This window comes from Mesorhizobium sp. YR577 (assembly GCF_900116595.1).
GTDB lineage: Bacteria > Pseudomonadota > Alphaproteobacteria > Rhizobiales > Rhizobiaceae > Mesorhizobium_M.
The window spans coordinates 220,229-241,757 of sequence record NZ_FPBI01000004.1 but is presented as its reverse complement, the minus strand read 5'-3'; the positions used below and the strand labels follow the sequence as shown (position 1 = coordinate 241,757).

Here is a 21,529-nt window from a genome sequence, read left to right as displayed (position 1 = left end):
AAAGAAGCCCGGCTGAAACTCGGCCGGGCTTCTTTGCGTAAGCAAGTGCAATGGCCATCGAGGTCGCGCTCAGGATCGGTTCGGCTTCAATGAAACGACTTATTCGCTTCGCCGGTCTGGTGCTGCTCGCGGTTATCGTTGCGGTGGCCTTGGGAACACTGGTGCCGCGACCGCTGTTTCAATCCGGCGAGGCAGGGCAGGGGCCGCTCCGCCGCATCCTCGTGCTGACCAACCCGATCCACACCGACATCGCCGTTCCGATCGACGATGATTTGCTGGAACGCTTCGCCTTTTTGCGCGAGGCGGGTCTGCCCGTCGATCTGTCTGAAGCGCGCTATCTCATCTTCGGCTGGGGCAGCCGGGCTTTCTACATCGGCACGCCGGCCTGGTCGGAGCTTCGCGCCGGGCCGGTGTTCCGCGCGCTGACGCTCGACAATTCGGCCATGCATGTCGAAGTCGCCGGCGACATTCCGGAACCAAACCCGGCCGTTGCCGCCTATGAAATCGGTGAAGCTGGTTTCCAGCGCCTGCTGGCTTTTATTGAGCAGGGCTTTCGGCAGGGAGCGAACGGCCCCGAACTGATCGAAGGGGCGGCCTATGGCGACTACGACGCCTTCTTTGAAGCCAATGGCTATTTCAACGCTGTGGTGGGCTGCAACACCTGGACGGCGGGAGCATTGCGGGCGGGCGGCTTGCAGACGGGTTGGTGGAACCCACTGCCGGTCACGCTTGGTTACTCGCTTCGGCTGCACAATTGAGAGCTATCGACCGGACGGTTTCCAGCCATAGAGCCAGTCCATGTCGGCGGCGAGCTTTTCGGGCGGGCGCGTCTTCAGAACCAGATTGCGGGCCAGCGCGACCGGCCCTCTCGCATGCCAGGCGAAATGGTTGAAAGCGCCGCGGCGGGCGACCTTTTCGATCCGCGGGCGGCGCGATGCTTCCCAGGCGGCGAGGGCGCTCGACCAATCTTCCGGTGTGGCGGCCACGTATGCGGCAAGGGTTTCGGCGTCTTCGATGGCCATCGCCGCCCCTTGCGCCGCAAAAGGCGTCATCGCGTGCGCTGCGTCGCCGATGAGGGCGAGACCGGGAGCGATCCATGGCGCATTCGGGTCGACGGTGTGGATTGGCCATGCTGTCCATGGGCCGGCGTTTTCGGCCAATTGCGCAAGCGCTGGCGCTGTGTTGCGCATCGCCTGTTTCAGGATGGAAATGTCGGCCTTGCCCGACCATCCCTCAGCAATGCCTTTTCCCGGCGTGAAGGCGACGAGATTGAACGCGGCCCCGCTGCGTACCGGATAGGCGATGAGGTGAAAGCCCGAATGCAGGAAGGCCATCACCGAATCCGTCGAACCGATTTCGGCAAAGGCACGGCCTTGCGGGCTTTGGCTGTCGATCATCGTGCGCCAGGCGAGTTCGCCGGTAAAACGGCTCTTTGCATTCGCCCCACCGCGCAGCGCCGACCAGACGCCATCCGCGCCAACGACGAGGCGGGCGTCTGCCGGCTCGCTTTTTCCGGACTGATCGACTGAGACGGAAGCACCACCGTCACCCACAGTCACGCTGCGGACGGTAGCGCCTTTGACAAGCTGTATCGCCGGCTGCCGGGATATGGCTTCCAGCAATGCGCCTTGCAGATCGGCGCGATGCGCAACGACATAGGGGGCACCCCAGCGTTTCTGAGCCATTGCGCCAAGCGGTACGCGGGCGAGTTCTCTCAGGGTTTTGGCGTCGCGCAGGATGACTGCTTCAGGCTGCACCGCCTTGGGAAGCAAAAATTGCAGCACACCGAGATCATCGAGGATGCGGGTGGCGTTGGGCGAAAGCTGGATGCCCGCGCCGGCTTCCTCGAGCTTTTCCGAGCGCTCGAAGATTTCCACGGCAAAGCCGCGGCTGGCAAAGGCGAGAGCCGCCGTCAGCCCGGCAATGCCGGCGCCCGCGATGACGATCTTTCCGGGGTGAGAAATATCCACCGGATCAATCGCCGCAAGCAGCGCCGGTCAGGCGGCGCGAACGACGTAGAGGCAGTTTTCCGGACGCGTCTCGCTGGCCTTCAGCGTGCCGTTGAACCGGTACAGCGTCGAGCAATAGGGGCAGACCTTTTCCGAGTCGGCGCCCATGTCGAGAAAGACATGCGGATGGTCGAAGGGCGGGTTTGCGCCCACGCACATGAATTCCTTCACGCCGATTTCAATCACGGCATGACCTGCATCGTTCTGGAAGTGGGGAATGGAACCGCCAGCCATGGCTTTCTCCTGTCGATTACATCTCGCTCTTAGCAAGCGTTTGAAGCATAGCCAACCTCTTTGCAAGCCATGTGAAATCAAACTGTCGCAAAACCCTGTCAGGAGATAAGCTGAGCCGAATAAGCGGCTGTGGTCGCATAAAGGATAAAGAGGGACATGAACGAGCTAAGACCGGTCCAGGCCGAATTCACCACCGTCAGCACCGCCGACGGCGATGCGTCCGCAGGCAATCCGGACCGTTTCGTCAATCGTGAGTTCTCATGGCTCCAGTTCAACCGCCGCGTTCTTGAGGAATCGCAGAACCCGAACCATCCGCTGCTGGAGCGCGTTCGCTTCCTGTCGATATCGGCCGCCAATCTCGACGAATTCTTCATGGTGCGCGTTGCCGGCCTTGCCGGGCAGATACGCGAAAACATCTCCATCAAAAGCCCCGACGGGCGCACGCCCGAGCAGCAGCTCGAACAGCTTCTTGTCGAGGTCGGCCGTCTGCAGGAAGACCAGCAGACGAGCCTTTCCGGCCTGATCGGTTTGCTCAAGAAGGAAGGTATCGAGAGCATCACCGGTGATGCGCTGACCAAGGATGAGAAGACCTGGCTCGAAAACCACTTTCAGGAGCAGGTTTTCCCCGTCCTGACGCCGCTATCCATCGACCCGGCGCATCCATTCCCATTTATTCCCAATCTGGGCTTCTCGATTGCGCTGCAATTGCGTCACCGCAAGAACGGCGAGGAAATGACGGCGCTGCTGCGCCTGCCGACCGCGCTGAGGCGGTATATCCGTCTGCCGGATCGCAAGAACTGCGTGCGCTTTATCCCGATCGAAGAGACGGTGAACATCTTCATCGGCAAGCTTTTCCCCGGTTACGAAGTCAAAGGCTCCGGCACGTTCCGGATCATCCGAGACAGCGATATCGAGGTCGAGGAAGAGGCCGAAGATCTGGTGCGGCTGTTCGAGACGGCGCTGAAGCGCCGGCGTCGCGGTTCGGTGATCCGCATCGAGTTCGACGGTCAGATGCCGGATGAATTGCGGGAATTCGTTGCCACGGAACTTGGCGTATCCTCCTCGCGCATCAGCGTGCTGACCGGGCCGTTGGCGCTGAACCAGATTTCCGAACTTGTCGCCGTGCCGCGCGACGACCTGAAATTCACGCCCTACAATCCGCGCTTTCCCGAGCGCGTCCGCGACCATCGCGGCGATTGCTTCGCCGCCATCCGCGAAAAGGATTTCATCGTCCACCACCCTTACGAATCCTTCGACGTGGTGGTGCAGTTCCTGCGCCAGGCTGCTGCCGATCCCGATGTCGTGGCGATCAAGCAGACGCTCTACCGCACCTCGAACGACAGCCCGATCGTGCGCGCGCTGGTCGATGCGGCGGAGGCCGGCAAGTCGGTCACGGCGCTGGTCGAGTTGAAGGCGCGCTTCGACGAGGAGGCCAATATCCGCTGGGCGCGCGATCTGGAGCGTGCCGGCGTGCAGGTCGTGTTCGGCTTCATCGAGCTGAAAACGCACGCCAAGATGTCGCTGGTGGTGCGCCGTGAGGACAACCGCCTGCGCAATTATGTCCATCTCGGCACCGGCAATTATCATCCGATCACCGCCCGCATCTACACCGATCTGTCCTTCTTCACGACCGATTCGCACATCGCCCACGATGTCGCGCAGCTTTTCAACTTCATTACCGGTTATGCCGAACCGGCCGACGAGATGCATCTGGCGATGTCGCCGCTGACGCTGCGCAGCCGGATTCTGAAACACATTTCCGATGAGGTTTCTCACGCCCTGGAAGGCCGGCCGGCGCAGATCTGGCTGAAGATGAATTCGCTGGTCGATCCGATGATCATCGATGCGCTCTACGACGCCAGCAGGGCGGGGGTGGAGATCGACCTGGTCGTGCGCGGCATATGCTGCCTAAGGCCGCAGGTTCCGGGACTTTCTGAAAACATCCGGGTGAAATCGATCATCGGCCGCTTCCTCGAACACAGCCGGATTTATTGCTTCGGCAACGGCCATGGCCTGCCTTCGGACGACGCCATCGTCTACATCAGTTCGGCCGATTTGATGCCGCGCAACCTCGACCGCCGCGTCGAAACCATGGTTCCGATCACCAATCCAACTGTGCATGAACAGGTGCTTGGCCAGATCATGCTCGGAAACATCATGGACAACCAGCAAAGTTTCGAAGTATTGGCTGACGGTACCTCGCGGCGCATAGTGCTGGACGAGGGGGAAGAGCCGTTCAACGCGCAGGAATATTTCATGACGAATCCGAGCCTGTCTGGGCGGGGAGATGCACTGAAATCGCATGCGCCCAAGCGCATCGCGCAGTTCAAGCGGCGCAAGAAGTCCAGCGCAACCGGTAGCTGATGATTGCACAATCCCAGGGTCGGCTTCAGGATCGCCGACCGATTTCCATCATCGACATTGGGTCGAACTCGATCCGTCTTGTCGTGTATGAAGGCATATCCCGTTCTCCGACGGTTCTGTTCAACGAAAAGATGCTGGCCGGCCTTGGTCGCGGCATCGTTTCGACGGGCAAGCTCGATCCGGAGGGCGTAACCCGCGCCGTGGAGGAGTTCCGGCGGTTTCGCGCCCTGTCCGATCAGGCAGGCGCGGAGGAGTTGCACGTGATCGCCACGGCTGCGGCGCGTGAGGCCGAGAACGGACCGGACTTCATTCACCGGGCGCAACAGATTCTCGGCACCGAAATACGGGTGCTCACCGGGCGCGAGGAAGCACATTACTCGGCGCTGGGGGTTATTTCAGGCTTCCATCCCGCAAACGGCATCGCCGGCGACCTTGGCGGCGGCAGCCTGGAACTGGTCGGCGTCGATGGCGAAAAGATCGGTCAGGGCATAACGCTGCCACTCGGTGGCCTGCGTCTGCAGGATATGTCGAAGAATTCGCCGGTGGCCGCAGCCAAGATCGCGCGGGACGAACTTGCGCGTGCCAAGCTTCTGAAAGCCGGGCAGGGCCAGGTTTTCTATGCCGTGGGCGGCACGTGGCGAAATCTCGCCCGCCTCCACATGAACACGATCAACTATCCGCTCAACGTGATGCACCATTACGAGATGGGCATCGAAAGCTCGCTACCGTTCCTGCGGCAGGTCGCCAAGGGCGACATCGACAAGATGAAGGGCATCGAGGGTATTTCGAAGAACCGTCGCGCACTGCTGCCCTATGGCGCGGCGGTGCTGCTCGAGATCATCGCGGCGATGAAGCCGTCGAAGATCGTGGTATCTGCGCTCGGCGTGCGGGAAGGTTTCCTCTATTCGTTGCTGTCGCGTAGCGAACAGCGCACGGACCCGCTCATTTCGGCCTCCGAGGAACTGGCGCGGCTACGCGCACGGTCGGTCATGCATGCGCATGAGCTGGTGCAATGGACCGGCCAGTCCTTCGCGGCCTTTGGCATCGACGAGACCGAGGACGAGGTGCGTTATCGCCATGCCGCCTGCCTTCTCGCCGATATCGGCTGGCGAGCGCATCCCGAATATCGCGGCAAGCAGTCGCTGAACATCATTGCGCATGCCTCCTTCATCGGCGTCGACCATCCCGGCCGCGTGTTCCTGGCGCTGGCCAATCTTTACCGGCATGAAGGCATCTTCAACGATGGAGCGGCAGCCGAACTGCTTGCGCTGGTGCCGCCGCGCTACATCGAGCGTGCGAGGCTGCTCGGCGCGATGCTGCGCGTCGTCTATCTGTTCTCGGCTTCCATGCCGGGCGTGATCCCGCAGCTTCGATGGGAAAATCGCGACAATGGCGCGCTGGCGCTGGTCATTCCGAAGTCGCATGCCGGCCTGACCGGCGAACGGCCGGCCGGGCGTCTGGCGCAGCTTGCCCGGCTTACGGGACGCAGGCTGGAACTGATGATCGAGGGCGAGCAGCCCTTCGTTCCGGTGAAGTAGCCCGGGGCAATTCCAGGAAAAGTGTGCAGCGGTTTTCCGTCCGGAATTGCGTCAAAACAAAACGCTTTTCAGCCGCGTTTGGCATCGATCGAAAATGCGCCGGCGCCTGCAACCGAGAGCGCCAGAAAGCCGCCGGCTATGGCGATATCCTTCATCAGCGCCTGCGAATGCATGAAGGCGAGCGCCGGATCGCCGCCACCCTGGCCGTAATGGCCGATTATGCCGGCAGCCGCTGAAAAGGCTGCAAGCAGCAGTGATACCGGGCGGGTCTGGAAGCCGACGAGGATCAGCAGGCCGGCGATGAGCTCGAAAAGCCCGACACCCCAGGCAACGAGGGTGGGCAGGGGAAAGCCAAGCCCGCCGAAATAGCTGGCCGTGCCTGCGATGTTAGCGAGTGCGCCATAGCCGCCCGGGATAAACAGGGCAGCAAGCAAAAGCCTGGCGATTAGCAATACGATATTGGTCGGCATGGGCCTGTCCGCGTCGATTGCCAAGAATGCGCTCAGACGCGAAAAATGTCACCCAATGATGCCGCGAAAGAAAAAGGCCCGGATCGCTCCGGGCCTTTGGCAGTTCAGGAAGCCGGTTTAGCGGCCACGTCCGTCGATCGAATAAGCGCCGGCACCGATGACGGCGAGGAAAAGAAAGCCGCCGACGAGGCCGAGGTTCTTCTGCAGCATCAGCGCGTTGCCGGCCTGCGAGAAGTCGAGATGGGCAACGGCAGTTGCGCCCAGCGTGAAGACGGCGAGCAGGATCGCGGCGATACGGGTCTTGAAGCCGACCAGAACGGCGAGGCCGCCGAAGAATTCGACGAGACCGACGACGACGGCAGTAACCGTCGGCATCGGCAGGCCGAGGCTTTCGAAGAAGCCGGCAGTGCCGCCGATCGCAGTCAACTTGCCGAAGCCGGCGAGGATGAACAGGATGGATATCAGCACACGCCCAACCAGAATGGCGGCCGAGGCGTTAGCAGCAATGCCGGAGTCGGCAGCGGAAGAGTTGGTGGACATGGGAGTCTCCATAAGGGTTTATGCCCTTAAGATAGACGATCCCGGCTGTTCACCAAAGCCTCGAATTTGTCGACACATCGTTCACGATAGGAAAGATTTTGCGCTCTATCCCGGCCGCGTCATGTCTTCCGGCCGCACCAGGCGGTCGAAGTCGGCATCGCTGACATAACCGCCGCCGACGGCTTCCTCGCGCAGCGTGGTGCCGTTCTTGTGCGCGGTCTTGGCGATCTTGGCGGCGTTGTCGTAGCCGATCGTCGGGGCAAGTGCCGTCACCAGCATCAGCGACCGGTCGAGTGCCGCCTTGATGTTCTCCTCGCGCGCTTCGATGCCGACGACGCAGTTGTCGGTAAACGAGATCGCCGCATCGGCCATGAGCTGGACGGACTGCAGGAAGTTGTAGGCCATCAAAGGATTGTAGACGTTGAGCTCAAAATGGCCCTGGCTGCCGGCGAAGGTCAGGGCGGCGTTGTTACCGAACACCTGCACGCAGACCTGCGTTAGCGCCTCGGACTGTGTCGGATTGACCTTGCCCGGCATAATCGACGAGCCGGGCTCGTTCTCTGGCAGCGACAGTTCGCCGAGACCAGAGCGCGGGCCTGAACCGAGGAAGCGGATGTCATTGGCGATCTTGAACAGGGCCGCAGCCGCCGAATTGATGGCGCCGTGCGAGAACACCATCGAGTCATGGGCTGCCAGCGCCTCGAATTTGTTGGGAGCGGTGACAAAGTCGATGCCGGTGATCGCGGCGATGCGCTCGGCAACCTTTTCGGCAAAGCCGACCGGGGCGTTGAGCCCGGTGCCGACCGCCGTGCCGCCCTGGGCCAGTTCGCACAGGCCCGGCAGGGTCAATTCGATGCGCTTGATCGAGGAGGCGACCTGCGCGGCATAGCCGCCGAACTCCTGGCCGAGCGTCAGCGGGGTTGCATCCTGCGTGTGCGTGCGGCCGATCTTGATGATGTGGTCGAATTCCTTCGCCTTGGCGTCGAGTGCGGCATGAAGGTGCTTCAGCGCCGGCAGCAGGTCGTGAACGATGCGCTCGGCGCAGGCGATGTGCATGGCCGTGGGGTAGGTGTCGTTCGACGACTGGCTCATATTGACGTGGTCGTTGGGATGGACCGGCTTCTTTGAGCCCATCACGCCGCCCAGCATCTCGATGGCGCGGTTGGAGATCACCTCATTGGCGTTCATGTTCGACTGGGTGCCCGAGCCGGTCTGCCAGACGACGAGCGGGAAGTGATCGTTGAGCTTGCCGTCGATGACTTCCTGCGCTGCCTTGACGATCGTCTCGCCGACCGCGGGGTCGAGGCGCTTCAGATCCATATTGGCTTCGGCGGCTGCCCGCTTGACGATGCCGAGCGCACGCACGACGGAAAGCGGCTGCTTTTCCCAGCCGATCTTGAAGTTGCCGAGCGAGCGCTGGGCCTGCGCGCCCCAGTAGCGATCGCTCGCCACTTCGATCGGTCCGAACGTGTCGGTTTCGGTTCTTGTCTTGCCTGCGCTCACGGACCAGTCTCCCGGAAATTTTTCAATGCCGGCAACGGCCTACCGCTTTGCACAATGGGCTTCAAGTGAAGAATGGAGGCAAGGCCAATCCTAATCGGTTCAAAGCAGCGAACGCTCGGTCGGCACGAGGCGAAGCCGTTGTACAGGTCCGGAAAAATGACCCAGAAGCCGGGGCAGCAGGCTATCAGCCCATGATGGGTCTGAATTCAATGCAGCCTCATAAAGAGCATGCGCTTTCGCGCTCTCGAAAATCTGGAAAGCGATGAAGACGTTCTCGCTGCTCCTGACCGGCAGGCGTGGAAAGGTGTTTTCAGCATGCTCCGTGACAAACCCGGCAAGGAGCGGAGCGCCAAGACGAGCGAGGAGAGGGATCGTTTCGCTTTCGAACAGTGCAATGAACTCGGCTTCGGATGCCGGCGTGATGTGGCAGATCGTGGCAGTGATCAATGTTTCCGCTTGCGCCTTTCCAGGCAGATCGCGCACCTTGCCCGAGAGATCGAAGCCGCTGGCCGGCCACGCCGGCTTGAGCAGCAGCACATCGTCGGAATCGATCATGGTGGCGTTGGCTGCATCCTTGTGAGCAGCCCAGACGGGGCCGCCATAAAAGGCCTCGAGCGCCGCCTTGCGAGCGGCCATCTCTTCGAACCCGCGCAACCAGACGAAATGGTCGGGCCGGTCGAGATCGCGGAACTGAGCGATGACCTTCATGCCGGTCGCTTCCTGGGTTTCGACCAGATGCGTGTCGAAAAGGTCGATCAATTCGTCACGCCTGCCCGGATGCAGCATGTATTGCCGCAGTTCGACGACTGGCGAGAATAGTTCGCTGGCGGTTGCGAGCGTTACGCTTGGGTGCTCGGACATCTTTCCCTCTTTAAAACAGACCGGTTGACCTGTTTTAATAACAAACCGGTTGCCCGGTTTTGTCAATCTGGTATTTTGCAGCCGGTTTCCCGTGGCCAGAGAAAGTCGAATGGCAAAAGCTGTACGAACCAGAACCCGCACCAACGACCCCGAAGGCATGCGCCAGAAGGTGCTGGATGTTGCGGAAGAAGCGTTTCAGGCGCGTGGCTACAACGCAACGAGCCTGGGCGACCTGATACAGGCGGCAGGCGTGTCGGGCGGGGCACTGCATCACCATTTCCCAACCAAGAAGGCGCTCGGGCTGGCCGTGATCAACGAAAGGGTTGCGACGGCGGTTGCGGAAACCTGGATCGGGCCGGTCGAGGCGGCGAACACGGCGCGGGAAGGGGTACGGCAGGTTTTTGTCGCAGTGGCGGGGGAACTTGAGCAGCAGGGTTTCGTGCGCGGCTGCCCGCTCAACAATCTTGCGCATGAATTGTCGCTGGCCGATCCGGAATTTCGCGCGGCACTGGCGAAAATTTTCGACGCATGGCAGCAGGCCATCGCCGAAAAGATCAAGCGCGACCAGCAAAGCGGCGTGGAAGACCGGCAAACCGATCCAGAGCGCTTTGCTGCTTTCACTGTTGCTTCTTATTCCGGCGCCATGTCGATGGCCAAGGCGGCGCAGAATGCAGGCGTGTTGAAGCTGTGTATGGAAGGTTTTGAACTGATGCAGTGAGGCGCTTGGAGGTACTGTTGTTCAAGCGCGATGACGTCCTCCATTGGCCCGGCATCACTTTACCAAGCGAGCCCCAGACGTGGAAAAGGCGGCGCTGGGCGCCGCCTTTTCCCAAAGGGCGCTCGTGAAGGAGATCAGAGCGCGCCCTTGATCTTTTCCTTTGCGTCGCCGTAGCCCTTCTGGACCTTGCCGGCGATTTTTTCAGCCGTGCCTTCGGCCTGGGTCTTCTTGTTGCCGGTTACCTTGCCGGCGGCTTCCTTGACGGCGCCGCTGGCCTGTTTGGCAACGCCCTTGATCTGATCCTTGTTCACCATGGCCGCATCTCCTGTTTAGGGTTTGTTTGCCCTCGACAACGAGACTGTTCCGGATTGGTTGCGAAAAAATCGAAAAATTACATGAAATCAAAATGATGGCGGAAAACAAAAACGCTCCCCGCATCTCGTTTGAGGATGGGGGAGCGCTTTTTTGTCTTGGCTTTTCCTTGTGGATTTCTCCATTTTGGATAGCTTTCGACACCCGTAAAATGCACGGCCGCAAAGATGGTTCCATCGGTTGCGAATTTTTTTGAATCTTTTTTCCAAAGCAAAAAGGGCGCCCGAGGGCGCCCTTTCCGTAGATGTTGCCTGAGAAACAGGTGCTTTATGGACTTCTTAGAAGTCCATGCCGCCACTCAAGCCCGCTTGCGGGCTTGAGCAGTGTTAGCTCATGGGCGTGCTTTATGGACTTCTTAGAAGTCCATGCCGCCCATGCCGCCCATGCCGCCGCCAGGCATACCGCCCGGCATGCCGCCAGCGGATTCCTTCTTCGGAGCTTCGGCGATCATGGCTTCGGTGGTGACCAGAAGGCCGGCAACCGAGGCAGCGTCCTGCAGAGCCGTGCGAACGACCTTGACCGGATCGACGATACCCATGGCGATCATGTCGCCATATTCGCCGGTCTGGGCGTTGTAGCCGTAGGTCGCGCCCTTGTTGTCGAGGATTTTGCCTGCAACGATCGAAGCTTCAGCACCGGCGTTCGTGGCGATCTGGCGGGCCGGAGCCTGCAGAGCGCGACGGACGATGTTGATGCCAGCCTGCTGATCGGCGTTGACGCCGGTAGCCTTGATGGCGAGCGAAGCACGCAGCAGCGCAACGCCACCGCCAGGAACGATGCCTTCTTCAACGGCTGCACGCGTTGCGTTCAGCGCGTCGTCGACGCGGTCCTTCTTTTCCTTCACTTCCACTTCGGTCGCACCGCCGACGCGGATGACGGCAACGCCGCCTGCCAGCTTGGCGAGACGTTCCTGCAGCTTTTCCTTGTCGTAGTCCGAGGTGGTTTCCTCGATCTGCTGCTTGATCTGGGCAACGCGGCCCTGGATCTCGGCCTTCTTGCCGGCGCCGTCGACGATCGTGGTGTTTTCCTTGGAGATCGACACCTTCTTGGCGCGGCCGAGCATGTTCAGGCCGACGTTTTCGAGCTTGATGCCGAGGTCTTCGGAGATGACCTGGCCGCCCGTGAGGATGGCGATGTCTTCCAGCATGGCCTTGCGGCGATCACCGAAGCCCGGAGCCTTGACGGCAGCGATCTTCAGGCCGCCACGCAGCTTGTTGACGACGAGCGTGGCCAGAGCCTCGCCTTCGACGTCTTCCGAGATGATGACGAGCGGCTTGGAGGTCTGCACGACGGCTTCGAGAACCGGCAGCATGGCCTGGAGGTTGGAGAGCTTCTTCTCGTGGAGAAGGATGTAGGCGTCTTCCAGCTCGGCAACCATCTTGTCCGGGTTGGTGACGAAGTAGGGCGAGAGGTAACCGCGGTCGAACTGCATGCCTTCGACGACTTCGAGTTCGGTCTCGGCGGTCTTGGCTTCCTCGACGGTGATAACACCCTCGTTGCCGACCTTCTGCATGGCTTCGGCGATCATCGAGCCGATTTCCGTCTCGCCGTTAGCCGAGATGGTGCCGACCTGGGCAACTTCTTCCGAGGTCTTGATCTTCTTCGACGACTTGACGAGGTGGGTGACGACTTCAGCCACGGCCAGATCGATGCCGCGCTTCAGGTCCATCGGGTTCATGCCGGCGGCAACGGCCTTGTGGCCTTCCTGAACGATCGACTGTGCGAGAACGGTCGCGGTCGTGGTGCCGTCGCCGGCGATGTCGTTGGTCTTCGAAGCAACTTCGCGGACCATCTGGGCGCCCATGTTCTCGAACTTGTCTTCAAGTTCGATTTCCTTGGCGACGGTGACGCCGTCCTTGGTGATGCGCGGTGCGCCGAACGACTTGTCGATGACGACATTGCGGCCCTTGGGGCCGAGCGTGACCTTCACCGCGTCGGCGAGGATGTTGACGCCGCGGAGCATACGCTCGCGGGCATCACGGGAGAATTTTACTTCTTTAGCAGCCATTTTTGTGCTCCTGGGCCTTCAGCCCGTAATTCTGAGTGGATGGTGCGGTTACCGGGAAATCAGCCGATGATGCCCATGATGTCGGATTCCTTCATGATCAGAAGGTCTTCGCCATTGAGCTTCACTTCGGTGCCGGACCACTTGCCGAACAGCACGCGGTCGCCAGCCTTGACGTCCAGCGGAACCAGCTTGCCAGCTTCGTCGCGAGCGCCCGAACCGACGGCGACGATTTCGCCTTCCTGCGGCTTTTCCTTGGCCGTATCGGGGATGATGATCCCGCCGGCGGTCTTTGCTTCGGATTCGACGCGGCGAACGACCACTCGGTCATGCAGCGGCCGGAATTTCGACTTTGCCATTTTGAATATCCTTGGTGCGGATGTTGAAACTAGTCCTCCGTCCGGATCACCGGACCGTAGTTAGCACTCATCTTGGGTGAGTGCTAACGTGCCGGTGAGATAGGCCCGCATGGTTTTGGAGTCAAGGAGTTGGGGAGGGCAGATGCGGCAAAAATTTGCTTTGGTTGCCGGTGGACCGTTGGAACCTCATGCCAATAGACGAGGGTGGTTAAGCAAATGTCGCCATCGTACCCTTCAATCTTCCCTTCGCCGACAGACCGCCGGCTCAATCGTCGTCATAGGTCTTGATGTCGCCGAAGGCATAGCCGCGCTGGCGCAGAAGCCGGATCAGGGTTCGCAAATTGCTGTCGCCCTGAAAGACGTCCTGGAACATCTGGTCGTGCATCAGGAGCACCAATTTGTTCTTCTTGACCAAGCGGCCATAGCCGAAGAGGTGATCTATTTCGCTGACGAGACTGGTGACGCTCTGAACCGGCTTGCCGTCATTATAATGGACCCATTCATGGTCCCAGCCGTAGAGATAGTAGCCATAGGCAGAGACGAATTCGAAGCTCACCATCTCCCGGTCTTCCTCGTCCGAACGGATGGCGACGTCGTTGCGCGAGACTTCAGGCAGGCGAAAAACGTCGCGGCCGGGCAGGCGGGCATAGATCGGCGGACCTTTCAGGCCCAGCACCTTGTCGGCGCGCGCCAGATCTTCGAGCACCTGGTCGGTATTCGAATAGAAATGCCGGTAGTGGTTGTTGGCGTGGCTGTAGCTGTGGTTGCCGACCGTCACCAGCGGCAGTGATTTTGCCTTGGCGACCAGCGCGCCGCGCTCTGGGGTGAGTTCGGCATGGGAGCCGACCATGAAAAGTGTGGCGGGGACAGCTTCGTCCGTGAGCACCTTGAGGATCGTTTCCGTGCCGGGCAGGGGGCCGTCGTCGAAGGTCAGATAGACGGTGCGCTGGGCAGCCATGGCCGAAGCGATGGTGAAGATCAGCCCGGCGGCCATGCACATTAGCGTGAGCGCCAGCGCTTTCCTCATGACATCCCCTCCAAATGCCGAATTTCGATGGCAGCGTAGGGTTGAACTGGATCGAGTCAAGCCAGGGCGGCGGCATGTTGACAGCACTCTGTCAGGATCATTGTGCACTGCATCACAAATTTGCGAGGACGGTGGTTTGCCACCTTGAATCATGAGCATGCTCATAATATATCCCGCTCATGATTTTGGACGGCACAGAAAAACTCGGCTTCCTCATCCATGATGCAGCACGGCTTATGCGCAAGCGTTTCGAAACGCTCGGCAGAGGCCTTGGGCTCTCGGCGGCGCAATGGCGTCTGCTGGTAAGGGTGGTGAAAAGCGAAGGAATTGCGCAGGCGCGCCTGGCTGAACTGCTCGAAATCGAGCCGATCAGCGTTTCGCGTCTGCTCGACCGCATGGAAGAGAGTGGCTGGATTGAACGCCGCCCGGACGCAGCAGACCGGCGCGTCCGCATGATCTTCCCGACCGAAAAGAGCCGGGAGGCTTTCGGGGCGGTCAAAGGAGTTGCCGGTGAAGTTTTCGAGCAGGCCCTCGAGGGCCTCTCGCAGGAAGAGCGCCAGACCTTGGTTCACGGCCTGACGACGGTTGTAAGTAATCTCTCGGACGACGAAGGGTCGTGCGAGACTATGCCAAAGGGTGCAGCAGCATGAACGCCGTGTCTAAAGTTAAAGACAAAGAAGAAGTGACGGAGATCGAGGCCGAAAAGCTCACCCCGCCCGTAACCATTCCCCAGACGCTGAACGTCGAGCCGGTGCCTGCGCCGGCTCGCAAGAAGCGCCGTTTCGGCCGCCTGTTCCTTATGGCGGCCCTGCCGCTGGTGCTCGTCGTCGGCGGTGGCTACGTCTGGGTCACCGGTGGCCGTTATCAGGAAACTGAGAACGCCAATCTGCGCCAGGCCAAGGTGACGATCGCTTCCGAGATCGCCGGCCGCATCGTCGGGGTCGACGTTTCCGACAACCAGCTGGTCAAGGCAGGCGACACTCTGTTCGTGGTCGATCCGGAGCCTTACAGGATAAAGCTCGCGCAGGCCGACGCAGCCCTTGCTGCCGCCCGCCTCGATGTCGAGCGGCTTCGCGCCTCTTACAGCCAGGCCCTGTCGCAGGAACGTGTGACGGCAAACGATATCGTCTTCCTGCAGTCGCAGTTCGACCGCGCTGCCGATCTCTCCAAGAAGGGCATCAACGCCAAATCTTCGCTGGACGAGGCGCGCCGCGACCTGACCAAGGCGCAGGACGAGCATGCGGCTGCCGTTCAGGGCATTGCCAGTGCGCGTGCAGCGCTTGGTGGTGATCCGGATATCCAGACCGACAAGCACCCGACCGTGCTTTCGGCAATCGCTGCCCGCGATCAGGCTGCCTATTCGCTGGCCCAGACCACGGTCCGCGCTCCGGCAGACGGCATCGTTGCGCAGGCTTCGTCCTTCAAGCTCGGCCAGTTCGTTGGCGCCGGCACGGCGCTGTTCAGCCTGGTCGAGACGGGTGACACCTGGGTAGACGCCAATTTCAAGGAAACGCAGCTGACCAACATGAAGCCGGGCCAGGAAGCCGACATCACGCTCGACACCTATCCGGGCCGTCCGCTGAAGGCGACCGTGCAGGCGATCGGCGCGGGCACCGGTGCCGAGTTCTCGCTGCTGCCCGCCCAGAACGCCACCGGCAACTGGGTCAAGGTCACGCAGCGCATTCCCGTCCGGCTGAAGGTCAACACCGATGGCCTCGACGTCGCGCTGCGCACCGGCATGAGCGCCTCGGTTTCGGTCGACACCGGCGTCAGCCGCGGCTTTGCCGGCCTGTTGCCGACCGCGCACGCGGCCGACGGCAAGGCACAGTAAATATCACGGCGGGAAATCCGCCGGCCTAACCACATTCTCCGCGTCCGCTCTCCGGCGGACGCGTGACATTCAGGTCCACGTCCAATGAGTGCGACATCCCACACCGAAGTCCCGCATCGCGGGCTGATTACGGTGTCGATCATGCTGGCCACGGTGATGCAGGTGCTCGACACCACCATCGCCAACGTCGCGTTGCCGTCAATGACCGGCGATCTCGGCGCTTCGGCCGACACGATCAACTGGGTTCTCACGTCCTATATCGTCGCCGCCGCCATCATGACGCCGGTGACCGGCTGGGTCGCGGATCGCGTCGGCCGCAAGGAACTGTTCCTCGCATCGGTTGTCGGCTTCACCATTTCGTCCATGCTCTGCGGCATCGCCTGGAGTCTGGAAAGCATGGTGCTGTTCCGCCTGATGCAGGGCGTTTTCGGCGCGGCCATCGTGCCGTTGTCGCAAACCTTTCTGCTCGACATCAACCCGAAGGAACGCCACGGCCAGGCCATGGCACTCTGGGGCGCCGGCATCATGGTTGGCCCGATCATCGGCCCGACGCTCGGCGGCTGGCTTACCGACAGCTTCAACTGGCGTTGGGTGTTCTTCATCAACCTGCCGGTCGGCATCATCGCTTTTCTCGGTTCGGCCGCCTATCTGCCGTCCATCGCCAAGCGCCTGCGCGGCTTTGATTTCTTCGGCTTCGCCATGCTTTCGCTCGGCGTCGGTGCGCTCCAGCTCATGCTCGACCGCGGCGCCGAGGTCGACTGGTTCTCTTCCATCGAGATCTGGATCGAGCTCGGACTGTCGCTCGTCGGCTTCTGGGTGTTCATCATTCACCTGACGACCGGCAGGGATACCTTCATCGATCCCAAGATATTCGCCGACCGCAACTTCGCGATCGGCCTGGTCTTCATCTTTTTCGTTGGTGTCATCCTGCTGGCCTCGATGGCGCTGCTGCCGCCCATGCTGTCCAACATCTTCGGCTATCCGACGGTGACGACGGGGCTTGTGATGGCGCCGCGCGGTGTCGGCACGATGATCTCGATGATTCTCGTCGGTCGTCTGGTGCGGCTGGTCGATGCCCGGATTCTGGTCGTCGCCGGGCTGCTGCTGGTCGCGCAGTCGCTTTACACCATGTCCGGTTTCACGCCGCAGATGGACAATTACCTGATCATCGAATCCGGTGTCATCCAGGGCCTCGGCCTCGGGCTGGTGTTCGTGCCGCTGTCGACGGTGGCCTTCGCAACGCTCGCTCCCGGCTTCCGCACCGACGCGACGGCCTTGTTCAGCCTCGTCCGCAACCTCGGTTCTTCGATCGGCATTTCAGCGGTGTCCGTTATTCTGACCCGCAACATTCAGGTCAACCACGCCGAGCTTTCGGCCAACATTACGCCGTTCAACCAGACGCTGAAGGCTCTGTCGCCTGCTGCTGCCGCCGGCGATCCCACCGCGTTGTCCCAGATCGACAACATCGTCAACCAGCAGGCGGCGATGATCTCCTATGTCAACGACTTCAAGCTGATGATGATCGTTTCGCTCTGCGCCATCCCGCTGGCATTTCTGCTGCGCAAGCCGAAGGTAGCGCCGGCAGGTGGAGCTCCCGCCGCCGCCCACATGGACTGAGAGACCGTTTGATAATGGGGCGCAGTGTTATCGCTGCGCTTCGGTCGCCATCTTGAGTGCCAGCGCGGCGAGCACGGTGCCCATCATCCAGCGCTGAATGACAACCCACACAGGGCGTCCGGCCAGGAAGGTCGCGATCGAACCAGCCATGATCGCGATGATGGAGTTGATGGTCACGCTGATGCTTATCTGCACGGAACCCAGCACCAAAAGCTGCGTGAAGACGCTGCCGGCCTTCGGATCGATGAACTGCGGCAGCAGCGACAGATAGAGAACTGCCACCTTCGGGTTGAGCAGGTTGGTCATCAACCCCATCATGAACAGCTTGCGCGGACTGTCCTTGGGCAGTTCGCGCACCTGGAAAGGCGAGCGCCCGCCGGGTTTGAGAGCCTGCCACGCCAGCCACAGCAGATAGAGCGCGCCGGCAAAGCGCAGCGCGTCATAGGCATAGGGCACGGCGAGCACCAAGGCCGTGATGCCGAAGGCAGCGCAGAGAATGTAGAAGACGAAACCGAGCGCCACGCCGCCAAGTGAGATCAATCCCGCAACTGGCCCTTGGCTTAGCGAACGCGAGATCAGGTAGATCATGTTCGGGCCTGGCGTCAGCACCATGCCGAGCGCGAGGAGGGCAAAGGTCGCGATATTGGAAAATTCGGGCATGGCTGGCCTCGCTGCAACAAAGCATGCCCGCTTCTGCGAGCAATGCAGGCTCTAGGCCTCCCGAAGCCGTGCGGCAAGGTCCTCCCCGGCGAAGGGATTACGCCAGTATCTCAGACGTCAAAGATGAGCGGAGCGGGTCACGTTCGGTGCCGTTCCGCCCTTGATGCGGCGCGGACCCGAAAAGCGCGGGCCGGTCATCAGCACGATGCCGAGATCGATGAGGCCGACGGCATCGTCATCGAGCGCCACTTCCGTCGCGATGACGGAAATGCCGGTCGCGCCGGCCTGCTCCCGCAGCGCCTCGATTTTCTGAAAATTCACCGGGTCGAGCAGTTCGCTGGCCGAAAGCTTGATGAAAGCGATCTTGCCTCGGGCGCTCTGTTCGAGGCTTTCGGCATTTCCCGACCAGCCCTCGACTGCAATTCGAACGCCGCTCTGCGCCAGCAGCCCAAGCGCCTGCGCATGATTGTTGTCTCCCTCCACAACGGTGGCCGGGATCGACAGCACGATCGAGCGCACATCGTCGGCATGCTGCGAAAACAGGGTCAGCACCGTGGCCAGTTCCGCGCTGTCTTCAAGCAACGCTTCCGAAATCGCCACATGCAGGGGGGTAGCTTCGCTGGCCTCGCCAAGATGGCGTATCGCGGTCTGGACGGAAGATGCAACCAGCAGGCGCTCGAAGGCGGCCATCGGCAAGCCGGATGAGGGATTTTCCGGACGGCGCAGTTCGAGCTGCCGATCGCAGTGCTGGGGCAAATGGGCGAACACGTCGAAGCCGGCAGCTTCGCCGCGCGCGATCGAGATGATGGGCTGCAGGCTGAGTTCGATCCTGCCCGCGCTCAAGGCATCATGTATCGCCGCCGCTGCATCGTCCATGGCCTCGGCCGGCTTGTCGTCCTGAGCCGAGCGCAGCAGGGCAGGGTGCGTGATGATGGTGGCGCTTGGCGCCGCCTGTTCGACGGGCGCCGGTTGACTGATCGGCTCGATCCGTGCGGCTGCCGGCACGGCTTCGATCTTGCGCGAAACGCTGGCAACTCGTTTGGTATTGCTCGCCAGGCCGGGTTTTTCGCGCGAGGACAGTTCACGGATCGCAGCGTCGACCGACAAAGCGAGCCGGGTGATCTCGGTGGAGGCGCTGCTGGAGCGACGATAGGCGAGCAGGCCGAAGATCGCGCCGCAAAGCGCTAGCACCAATGCCGCGGCGGCTGTCATCAGAACGACCTGGGCTTCCGGCATGCCGCCGGCGACCAGACCGCTCAAGAGAAAATAAAAGCCCCCGCAGACGACCGCGGCGGCAACGAGGAACGACAAACCACGCTGCATCACAAAACCCTTTCGGAAAACCCGCCTTCGCGGCTCTCCCGTACGCAAACACATCCGACCCCGCGTCCTGATGCAGCGACCATTTTCTCACGATGCGGGCATTCTGTTAAGCGAAAGCTGGTGACACGGTGAAGAGGTTCGGTTAATTCCCATGCGCCCGGATCATTCATCCATGGCAACTCCACGACAGCGGATAGTGAAGGAAAAACCATGACGGGTTCGCCCGAAACGATCGGATCGCTGGACGCCGTCACCGGCCGCTATGGCGTGATCCTGTGCGATGTCTGGGGCGTGCTCCACAATGGTGAGGATGCCTTTCCGGAAGCCGCTGCCGCGCTGACGCGAGCGCGCGAAAAGGGCCTGGCGGTGGTGCTGATCACCAATTCGCCGCGCCCCCATGACGGCGTCGAGGAGCAGCTTGCTGCGATCGGCGTGCCGCAAAGCGCCTGGGACCGCGTCGTTACCTCAGGTGACGTGACGCGCGACCTGATCCGCGAAGCACCGCGTAAGCTCTTCCATCTCGGCGCAGATCGCGACATGCCGATCTATGACGGCATCGATTGCGAGCTGGTCGAGGAATTCGAGGCGGATGCCGTGGTTTGCACCGGCCTGTTCGACGATGAAGTCGAGACGCCGGAAGATTATGCCGACATGCTGCGGCGCTTCCGTTCACGCAACCTGCCGTTCATCTGTGCCAATCCCGATATCGTTGTGGAACGTGGCGAGAGGCTGATCTGGTGCGCCGGCGCGCTGGCGCGTGATTATTCGCAGCTTGGCGGCCGCACGCTGATCTCCGGCAAGCCGCACAAGCCGATCTATGACGTGGCCCTGAAGGCTGCCGCCGAGGTGCTCGGCCGCGATGTTACCCGCGAGGAGACACTCGGCATCGGCGATGGCATGCTGACCGACATCAAGGGCGCTGCCGACAACGGTCTCGACGTGCTCTATGTTTCGGGCGGCATCCACGCCCGCGACTATGGCGACCCGCTCAATCCAGATCTGGAGCGCCTGTCGGCCTTTCTCGAAAAGCACGGGCATCGCCCGGTGGCGGTGATCCCCCGGCTCCGGTAGATAGACGACCATGACGCAATCGTTTCAGCGCATAAACGGCACCGAAATGCTGCCCGAAAGGCTGCGCGGCGGCGTGGTGGCGATCGGCAATTTCGACGGCGTGCATCGCGGCCATCAGGCCGTTCTGGAGCGCGCGCTGGACGAGGCGCGCCGCCGTGACGTGCCGGCGCTGGTGCTGACCTTCGAGCCGCATCCGCGCACGGTGTTCCAGCCAAACACGCCGCTTTTCATCCTGACGCCCGCGCCGATGAAGGCACGGCTTCTGGCCGAACTAGGCTTCGCGGCAGTCGTGGAACAGTGTTTTGACCGCGATTTCGCCGAACTCAGCGCCGAAGAGTTCGTGACGCAGATACTCGAAACCAATCTCGGCATCAGCCATGTCGTGACCGGCTTCGACTTCCATTTCGGCAAAAGCAGGCGCGGCGGCCCGGCCTTCCTGATGGAGGCCGGCGAGCGCCATGGCTTTGGCGTCACGCTGGTCGATGCCTTTCGCGACGAGGGCACCGAGATCGTGTCGTCCAGCCGCATTCGCGAGCTCCTGTCGGAAGGCGAGCCGACGGAAGCCGCAGGCCTGCTCGGCTACCGCTATACCGTCGAGGCCGAGGTGACGCATGGCAAGCAGCTTGGCCGCACGCTCGGCTTCCCGACCGCCAATATGGCGCTGCCGGAAAGCACGATGCTGAAACACGGCATCTACGCGGTACGGTTCCGCCGCGCCGACGGCTCGCTGCATGACGGCGTTGCCAGCTTTGGCCGCCGCCCGACCGTGGACGACAACGGCGCGCCGCTGCTCGAAACCTTCCTGTTCGACTACTCCGGCGATCTCTACGGGCAGACCTGCCGGGTCTCGCTGTTTGGCTATCTGCGCGGCGAGGTAAAGTTCGACGGGCTCGACGCGCTGGTCGTGCAGATGAAGCGCGACGAGGAAGAGGCGCGCGCGCTTCTTGCCGGCGTCCGGCCGCTGTCCGAATTGGATAGCGCGATAGCGTTCTAAAGCACGCCGACTGTCATCCCGGAAGCCGAGAGC

Annotated in this window: 21 protein-coding genes; 9 read left to right on the top strand and 12 right to left on the bottom strand. The window is 61.5% G+C overall.

Annotation, left to right across the window (positions count from 1 at the left end):
• The first annotated feature begins 89 nt into the window (after window positions 1–89).
• A complete protein-coding gene (locus BM413_RS08000; RefSeq protein WP_091912285.1) occupies window positions 90–758 on the top strand; it encodes a TIGR02117 family protein in 669 nt (222 codons plus the stop codon).
• A gap of 3 nt (window positions 759–761) precedes the next feature.
• Here BM413_RS08000 and BM413_RS07995 read toward each other — a convergent pair whose 3' ends face one another.
• Together BM413_RS07995 and BM413_RS07990 are read right to left on the bottom strand one after the other, a co-directional pair.
• A complete protein-coding gene (locus tag BM413_RS07995; protein ID WP_091912104.1) occupies window positions 762–1,970 on the bottom strand; it encodes an FAD-dependent monooxygenase in 1,209 nt (402 codons plus the stop codon).
• A gap of 27 nt (window positions 1,971–1,997) precedes the next feature.
• Complete coding sequence (locus BM413_RS07990) at window positions 1,998–2,243, bottom strand: zinc-finger domain-containing protein (RefSeq protein ID WP_091912102.1); 246 nt, start codon at window positions 2,241–2,243, stop codon at window positions 1,998–2,000.
• 156 nt (window positions 2,244–2,399) lie between these two features.
• Between BM413_RS07990 and BM413_RS07985 the strand changes: the two genes are divergently transcribed.
• Together BM413_RS07985 and ppx are read left to right on the top strand one after the other, a co-directional pair.
• On the top strand, window positions 2,400–4,607 hold the full coding sequence (locus tag BM413_RS07985; RefSeq protein WP_091912100.1) for an RNA degradosome polyphosphate kinase: 2,208 nt from the start codon (window positions 2,400–2,402) through the stop codon (window positions 4,605–4,607).
• Entirely contained in the window at window positions 4,607–6,145 is a 1,539-nt protein-coding gene (ppx, locus tag BM413_RS07980) for an exopolyphosphatase (RefSeq protein ID WP_091912097.1), read from the top strand. Before BM413_RS07985 ends, ppx begins: the two co-directional genes overlap by 1 nt.
• 68 nt (window positions 6,146–6,213) lie before the next feature.
• Here ppx and BM413_RS07975 read toward each other — a convergent pair whose 3' ends face one another.
• The 4 genes from BM413_RS07975 to BM413_RS07960 all read right to left on the bottom strand — a co-directional run bounded on the left by BM413_RS07975 (window position 6,214) and on the right by BM413_RS07960 (window position 9,660).
• A complete protein-coding gene (locus BM413_RS07975; RefSeq protein WP_091912095.1) occupies window positions 6,214–6,615 on the bottom strand; it encodes a DoxX family protein in 402 nt (133 codons plus the stop codon).
• A 117-nt stretch (window positions 6,616–6,732) separates the two neighbouring features.
• On the bottom strand, window positions 6,733–7,155 hold the full coding sequence (locus BM413_RS07970) for a DoxX family protein (RefSeq protein WP_091912094.1): 423 nt from the start codon (window positions 7,153–7,155) through the stop codon (window positions 6,733–6,735).
• Between the two features lie 105 nt (window positions 7,156–7,260).
• A complete protein-coding gene (gene fumC / locus BM413_RS07965; protein WP_091912092.1) occupies window positions 7,261–8,658 on the bottom strand; it encodes a class II fumarate hydratase in 1,398 nt (465 codons plus the stop codon).
• A 99-nt stretch (window positions 8,659–8,757) separates the two neighbouring features.
• The gene (locus tag BM413_RS07960; protein ID WP_348272895.1) at window positions 8,758–9,660 is read right to left on the bottom strand and encodes an NIPSNAP family protein; all 903 of its coding nucleotides are present in this window, start codon (window positions 9,658–9,660) and stop codon (window positions 8,758–8,760) included.
• Here BM413_RS07960 and BM413_RS07955 point away from each other — a divergent pair.
• Window positions 9,629–10,237 carry a TetR/AcrR family transcriptional regulator gene (locus BM413_RS07955; RefSeq protein ID WP_244537800.1) on the top strand — a complete coding sequence of 203 codons (609 nt, stop codon included), beginning with the start codon at window positions 9,629–9,631 and terminating at the stop codon, window positions 10,235–10,237. The two genes, BM413_RS07960 and BM413_RS07955, sit on opposite strands and share 32 nt — an antisense overlap.
• A gap of 134 nt (window positions 10,238–10,371) precedes the next feature.
• Here BM413_RS07955 and BM413_RS07950 read toward each other — a convergent pair whose 3' ends face one another.
• From BM413_RS07950 to BM413_RS07935, 4 genes are all read right to left on the bottom strand, one after another.
• On the bottom strand, window positions 10,372–10,551 hold the full coding sequence (locus tag BM413_RS07950) for a CsbD family protein (RefSeq protein WP_175544277.1): 180 nt from the start codon (window positions 10,549–10,551) through the stop codon (window positions 10,372–10,374).
• Window positions 10,552–10,964: 413 nt separating this feature from the next.
• Window positions 10,965–12,617 carry a chaperonin GroEL gene (gene groL, locus BM413_RS07945; RefSeq protein WP_091912087.1) on the bottom strand — a complete coding sequence of 551 codons (1,653 nt, stop codon included), beginning with the start codon at window positions 12,615–12,617 and terminating at the stop codon, window positions 10,965–10,967.
• A 59-nt stretch (window positions 12,618–12,676) separates the two neighbouring features.
• On the bottom strand, window positions 12,677–12,973 hold the full coding sequence (gene groES, locus BM413_RS07940) for a co-chaperone GroES (RefSeq protein ID WP_056100728.1): 297 nt from the start codon (window positions 12,971–12,973) through the stop codon (window positions 12,677–12,679).
• Window positions 12,974–13,238: 265 nt separating this feature from the next.
• Window positions 13,239–14,000, bottom strand: coding sequence for a polysaccharide deacetylase family protein (locus BM413_RS07935; protein ID WP_244537799.1), 762 nt, complete (start codon window positions 13,998–14,000; stop codon window positions 13,239–13,241).
• A gap of 179 nt (window positions 14,001–14,179) precedes the next feature.
• Here BM413_RS07935 and BM413_RS07930 point away from each other — a divergent pair, with 179 nt between their 5' ends.
• The 3 genes from BM413_RS07930 (at window position 14,180) to BM413_RS07920 (ending at window position 17,448) form a co-directional block, all read left to right on the top strand.
• Window positions 14,180–14,650 carry a MarR family winged helix-turn-helix transcriptional regulator gene (locus tag BM413_RS07930; RefSeq protein WP_091912083.1) on the top strand — a complete coding sequence of 157 codons (471 nt, stop codon included), beginning with the start codon at window positions 14,180–14,182 and terminating at the stop codon, window positions 14,648–14,650.
• The gene (locus BM413_RS07925) at window positions 14,647–15,831 is read left to right on the top strand and encodes an HlyD family secretion protein (protein ID WP_091912082.1); all 1,185 of its coding nucleotides are present in this window, start codon (window positions 14,647–14,649) and stop codon (window positions 15,829–15,831) included. The genes BM413_RS07930 and BM413_RS07925 overlap by 4 nt, the downstream gene beginning before the upstream one ends.
• An 84-nt stretch (window positions 15,832–15,915) precedes the next feature.
• Window positions 15,916–17,448: a DHA2 family efflux MFS transporter permease subunit gene (locus BM413_RS07920; protein ID WP_091912081.1), complete on the top strand. Its 1,533-nt coding sequence runs from the start codon at window positions 15,916–15,918 to the stop codon at window positions 17,446–17,448.
• Window positions 17,449–17,475: 27 nt separating this feature from the next.
• On the opposite strand, the gene BM413_RS07915 is transcribed toward BM413_RS07920, so the two are convergent.
• On the bottom strand, window positions 17,476–18,108 hold the full coding sequence (locus BM413_RS07915) for a LysE family translocator (RefSeq protein ID WP_091912079.1): 633 nt from the start codon (window positions 18,106–18,108) through the stop codon (window positions 17,476–17,478).
• 117 nt (window positions 18,109–18,225) lie between these two features.
• The gene (locus tag BM413_RS07910) at window positions 18,226–19,431 is read right to left on the bottom strand and encodes an EAL domain-containing protein (RefSeq protein WP_175544275.1); all 1,206 of its coding nucleotides are present in this window, start codon (window positions 19,429–19,431) and stop codon (window positions 18,226–18,228) included.
• Between the two features lie 210 nt (window positions 19,432–19,641).
• Between BM413_RS07910 and BM413_RS07905 the strand changes: the two genes are divergently transcribed.
• Both BM413_RS07905 and BM413_RS07900 read left to right on the top strand, forming a co-directional pair.
• Entirely contained in the window at window positions 19,642–20,502 is an 861-nt protein-coding gene (locus BM413_RS07905) for a TIGR01459 family HAD-type hydrolase (RefSeq protein WP_091912076.1), read from the top strand.
• Between the two features lie 10 nt (window positions 20,503–20,512).
• Window positions 20,513–21,496 (top strand): bifunctional riboflavin kinase/FAD synthetase, encoded by a 984-nt coding sequence (locus tag BM413_RS07900; RefSeq protein ID WP_091912075.1) that lies wholly within the window; start codon window positions 20,513–20,515, stop codon window positions 21,494–21,496.
• Window positions 21,497–21,529: the final 33 nt, after the last annotated feature.

Excerpts from the sequence above, each read along its gene's own strand:
- BM413_RS08000 (WP_091912285.1), top strand. The coding sequence starts at position 90 with ATGAAACGACTTATTCGCTTCGCCGGTCTGGTGCTGCTCGCGGTTATC.
- BM413_RS07990 (WP_091912102.1), bottom strand. The coding sequence starts at position 2,243 with ATGGCTGGCGGTTCCATTCCCCACTTCCAGAACGATGCAGGTCATGCC.
- BM413_RS07985 (WP_091912100.1), top strand. The coding sequence starts at position 2,400 with ATGAACGAGCTAAGACCGGTCCAGGCCGAATTCACCACCGTCAGCACC.
- ppx (WP_091912097.1), top strand. The coding sequence starts at position 4,607 with ATGATTGCACAATCCCAGGGTCGGCTTCAGGATCGCCGACCGATTTCC.
- BM413_RS07975 (WP_091912095.1), bottom strand. The coding sequence starts at position 6,615 with ATGCCGACCAATATCGTATTGCTAATCGCCAGGCTTTTGCTTGCTGCC.
- BM413_RS07970 (WP_091912094.1), bottom strand. The coding sequence starts at position 7,155 with ATGTCCACCAACTCTTCCGCTGCCGACTCCGGCATTGCTGCTAACGCC.
- BM413_RS07955 (WP_244537800.1), top strand. The coding sequence starts at position 9,629 with ATGGCAAAAGCTGTACGAACCAGAACCCGCACCAACGACCCCGAAGGC.
- BM413_RS07950 (WP_175544277.1), bottom strand. The coding sequence starts at position 10,551 with ATGGTGAACAAGGATCAGATCAAGGGCGTTGCCAAACAGGCCAGCGGC.
- groL (WP_091912087.1), bottom strand. The coding sequence starts at position 12,617 with ATGGCTGCTAAAGAAGTAAAATTCTCCCGTGATGCCCGCGAGCGTATG.
- groES (WP_056100728.1), bottom strand. The coding sequence starts at position 12,973 with ATGGCAAAGTCGAAATTCCGGCCGCTGCATGACCGAGTGGTCGTTCGC.
- BM413_RS07935 (WP_244537799.1), bottom strand. The coding sequence starts at position 14,000 with ATGAGGAAAGCGCTGGCGCTCACGCTAATGTGCATGGCCGCCGGGCTG.
- BM413_RS07930 (WP_091912083.1), top strand. The coding sequence starts at position 14,180 with ATGATTTTGGACGGCACAGAAAAACTCGGCTTCCTCATCCATGATGCA.
- BM413_RS07925 (WP_091912082.1), top strand. The coding sequence starts at position 14,647 with ATGAACGCCGTGTCTAAAGTTAAAGACAAAGAAGAAGTGACGGAGATC.
- BM413_RS07920 (WP_091912081.1), top strand. The coding sequence starts at position 15,916 with ATGAGTGCGACATCCCACACCGAAGTCCCGCATCGCGGGCTGATTACG.
- BM413_RS07915 (WP_091912079.1), bottom strand. The coding sequence starts at position 18,108 with ATGCCCGAATTTTCCAATATCGCGACCTTTGCCCTCCTCGCGCTCGGC.
- BM413_RS07910 (WP_175544275.1), bottom strand. The coding sequence starts at position 19,431 with ATGCAGCGTGGTTTGTCGTTCCTCGTTGCCGCCGCGGTCGTCTGCGGG.
- BM413_RS07905 (WP_091912076.1), top strand. The coding sequence starts at position 19,642 with ATGACGGGTTCGCCCGAAACGATCGGATCGCTGGACGCCGTCACCGGC.
- BM413_RS07900 (WP_091912075.1), top strand. The coding sequence starts at position 20,513 with ATGACGCAATCGTTTCAGCGCATAAACGGCACCGAAATGCTGCCCGAA.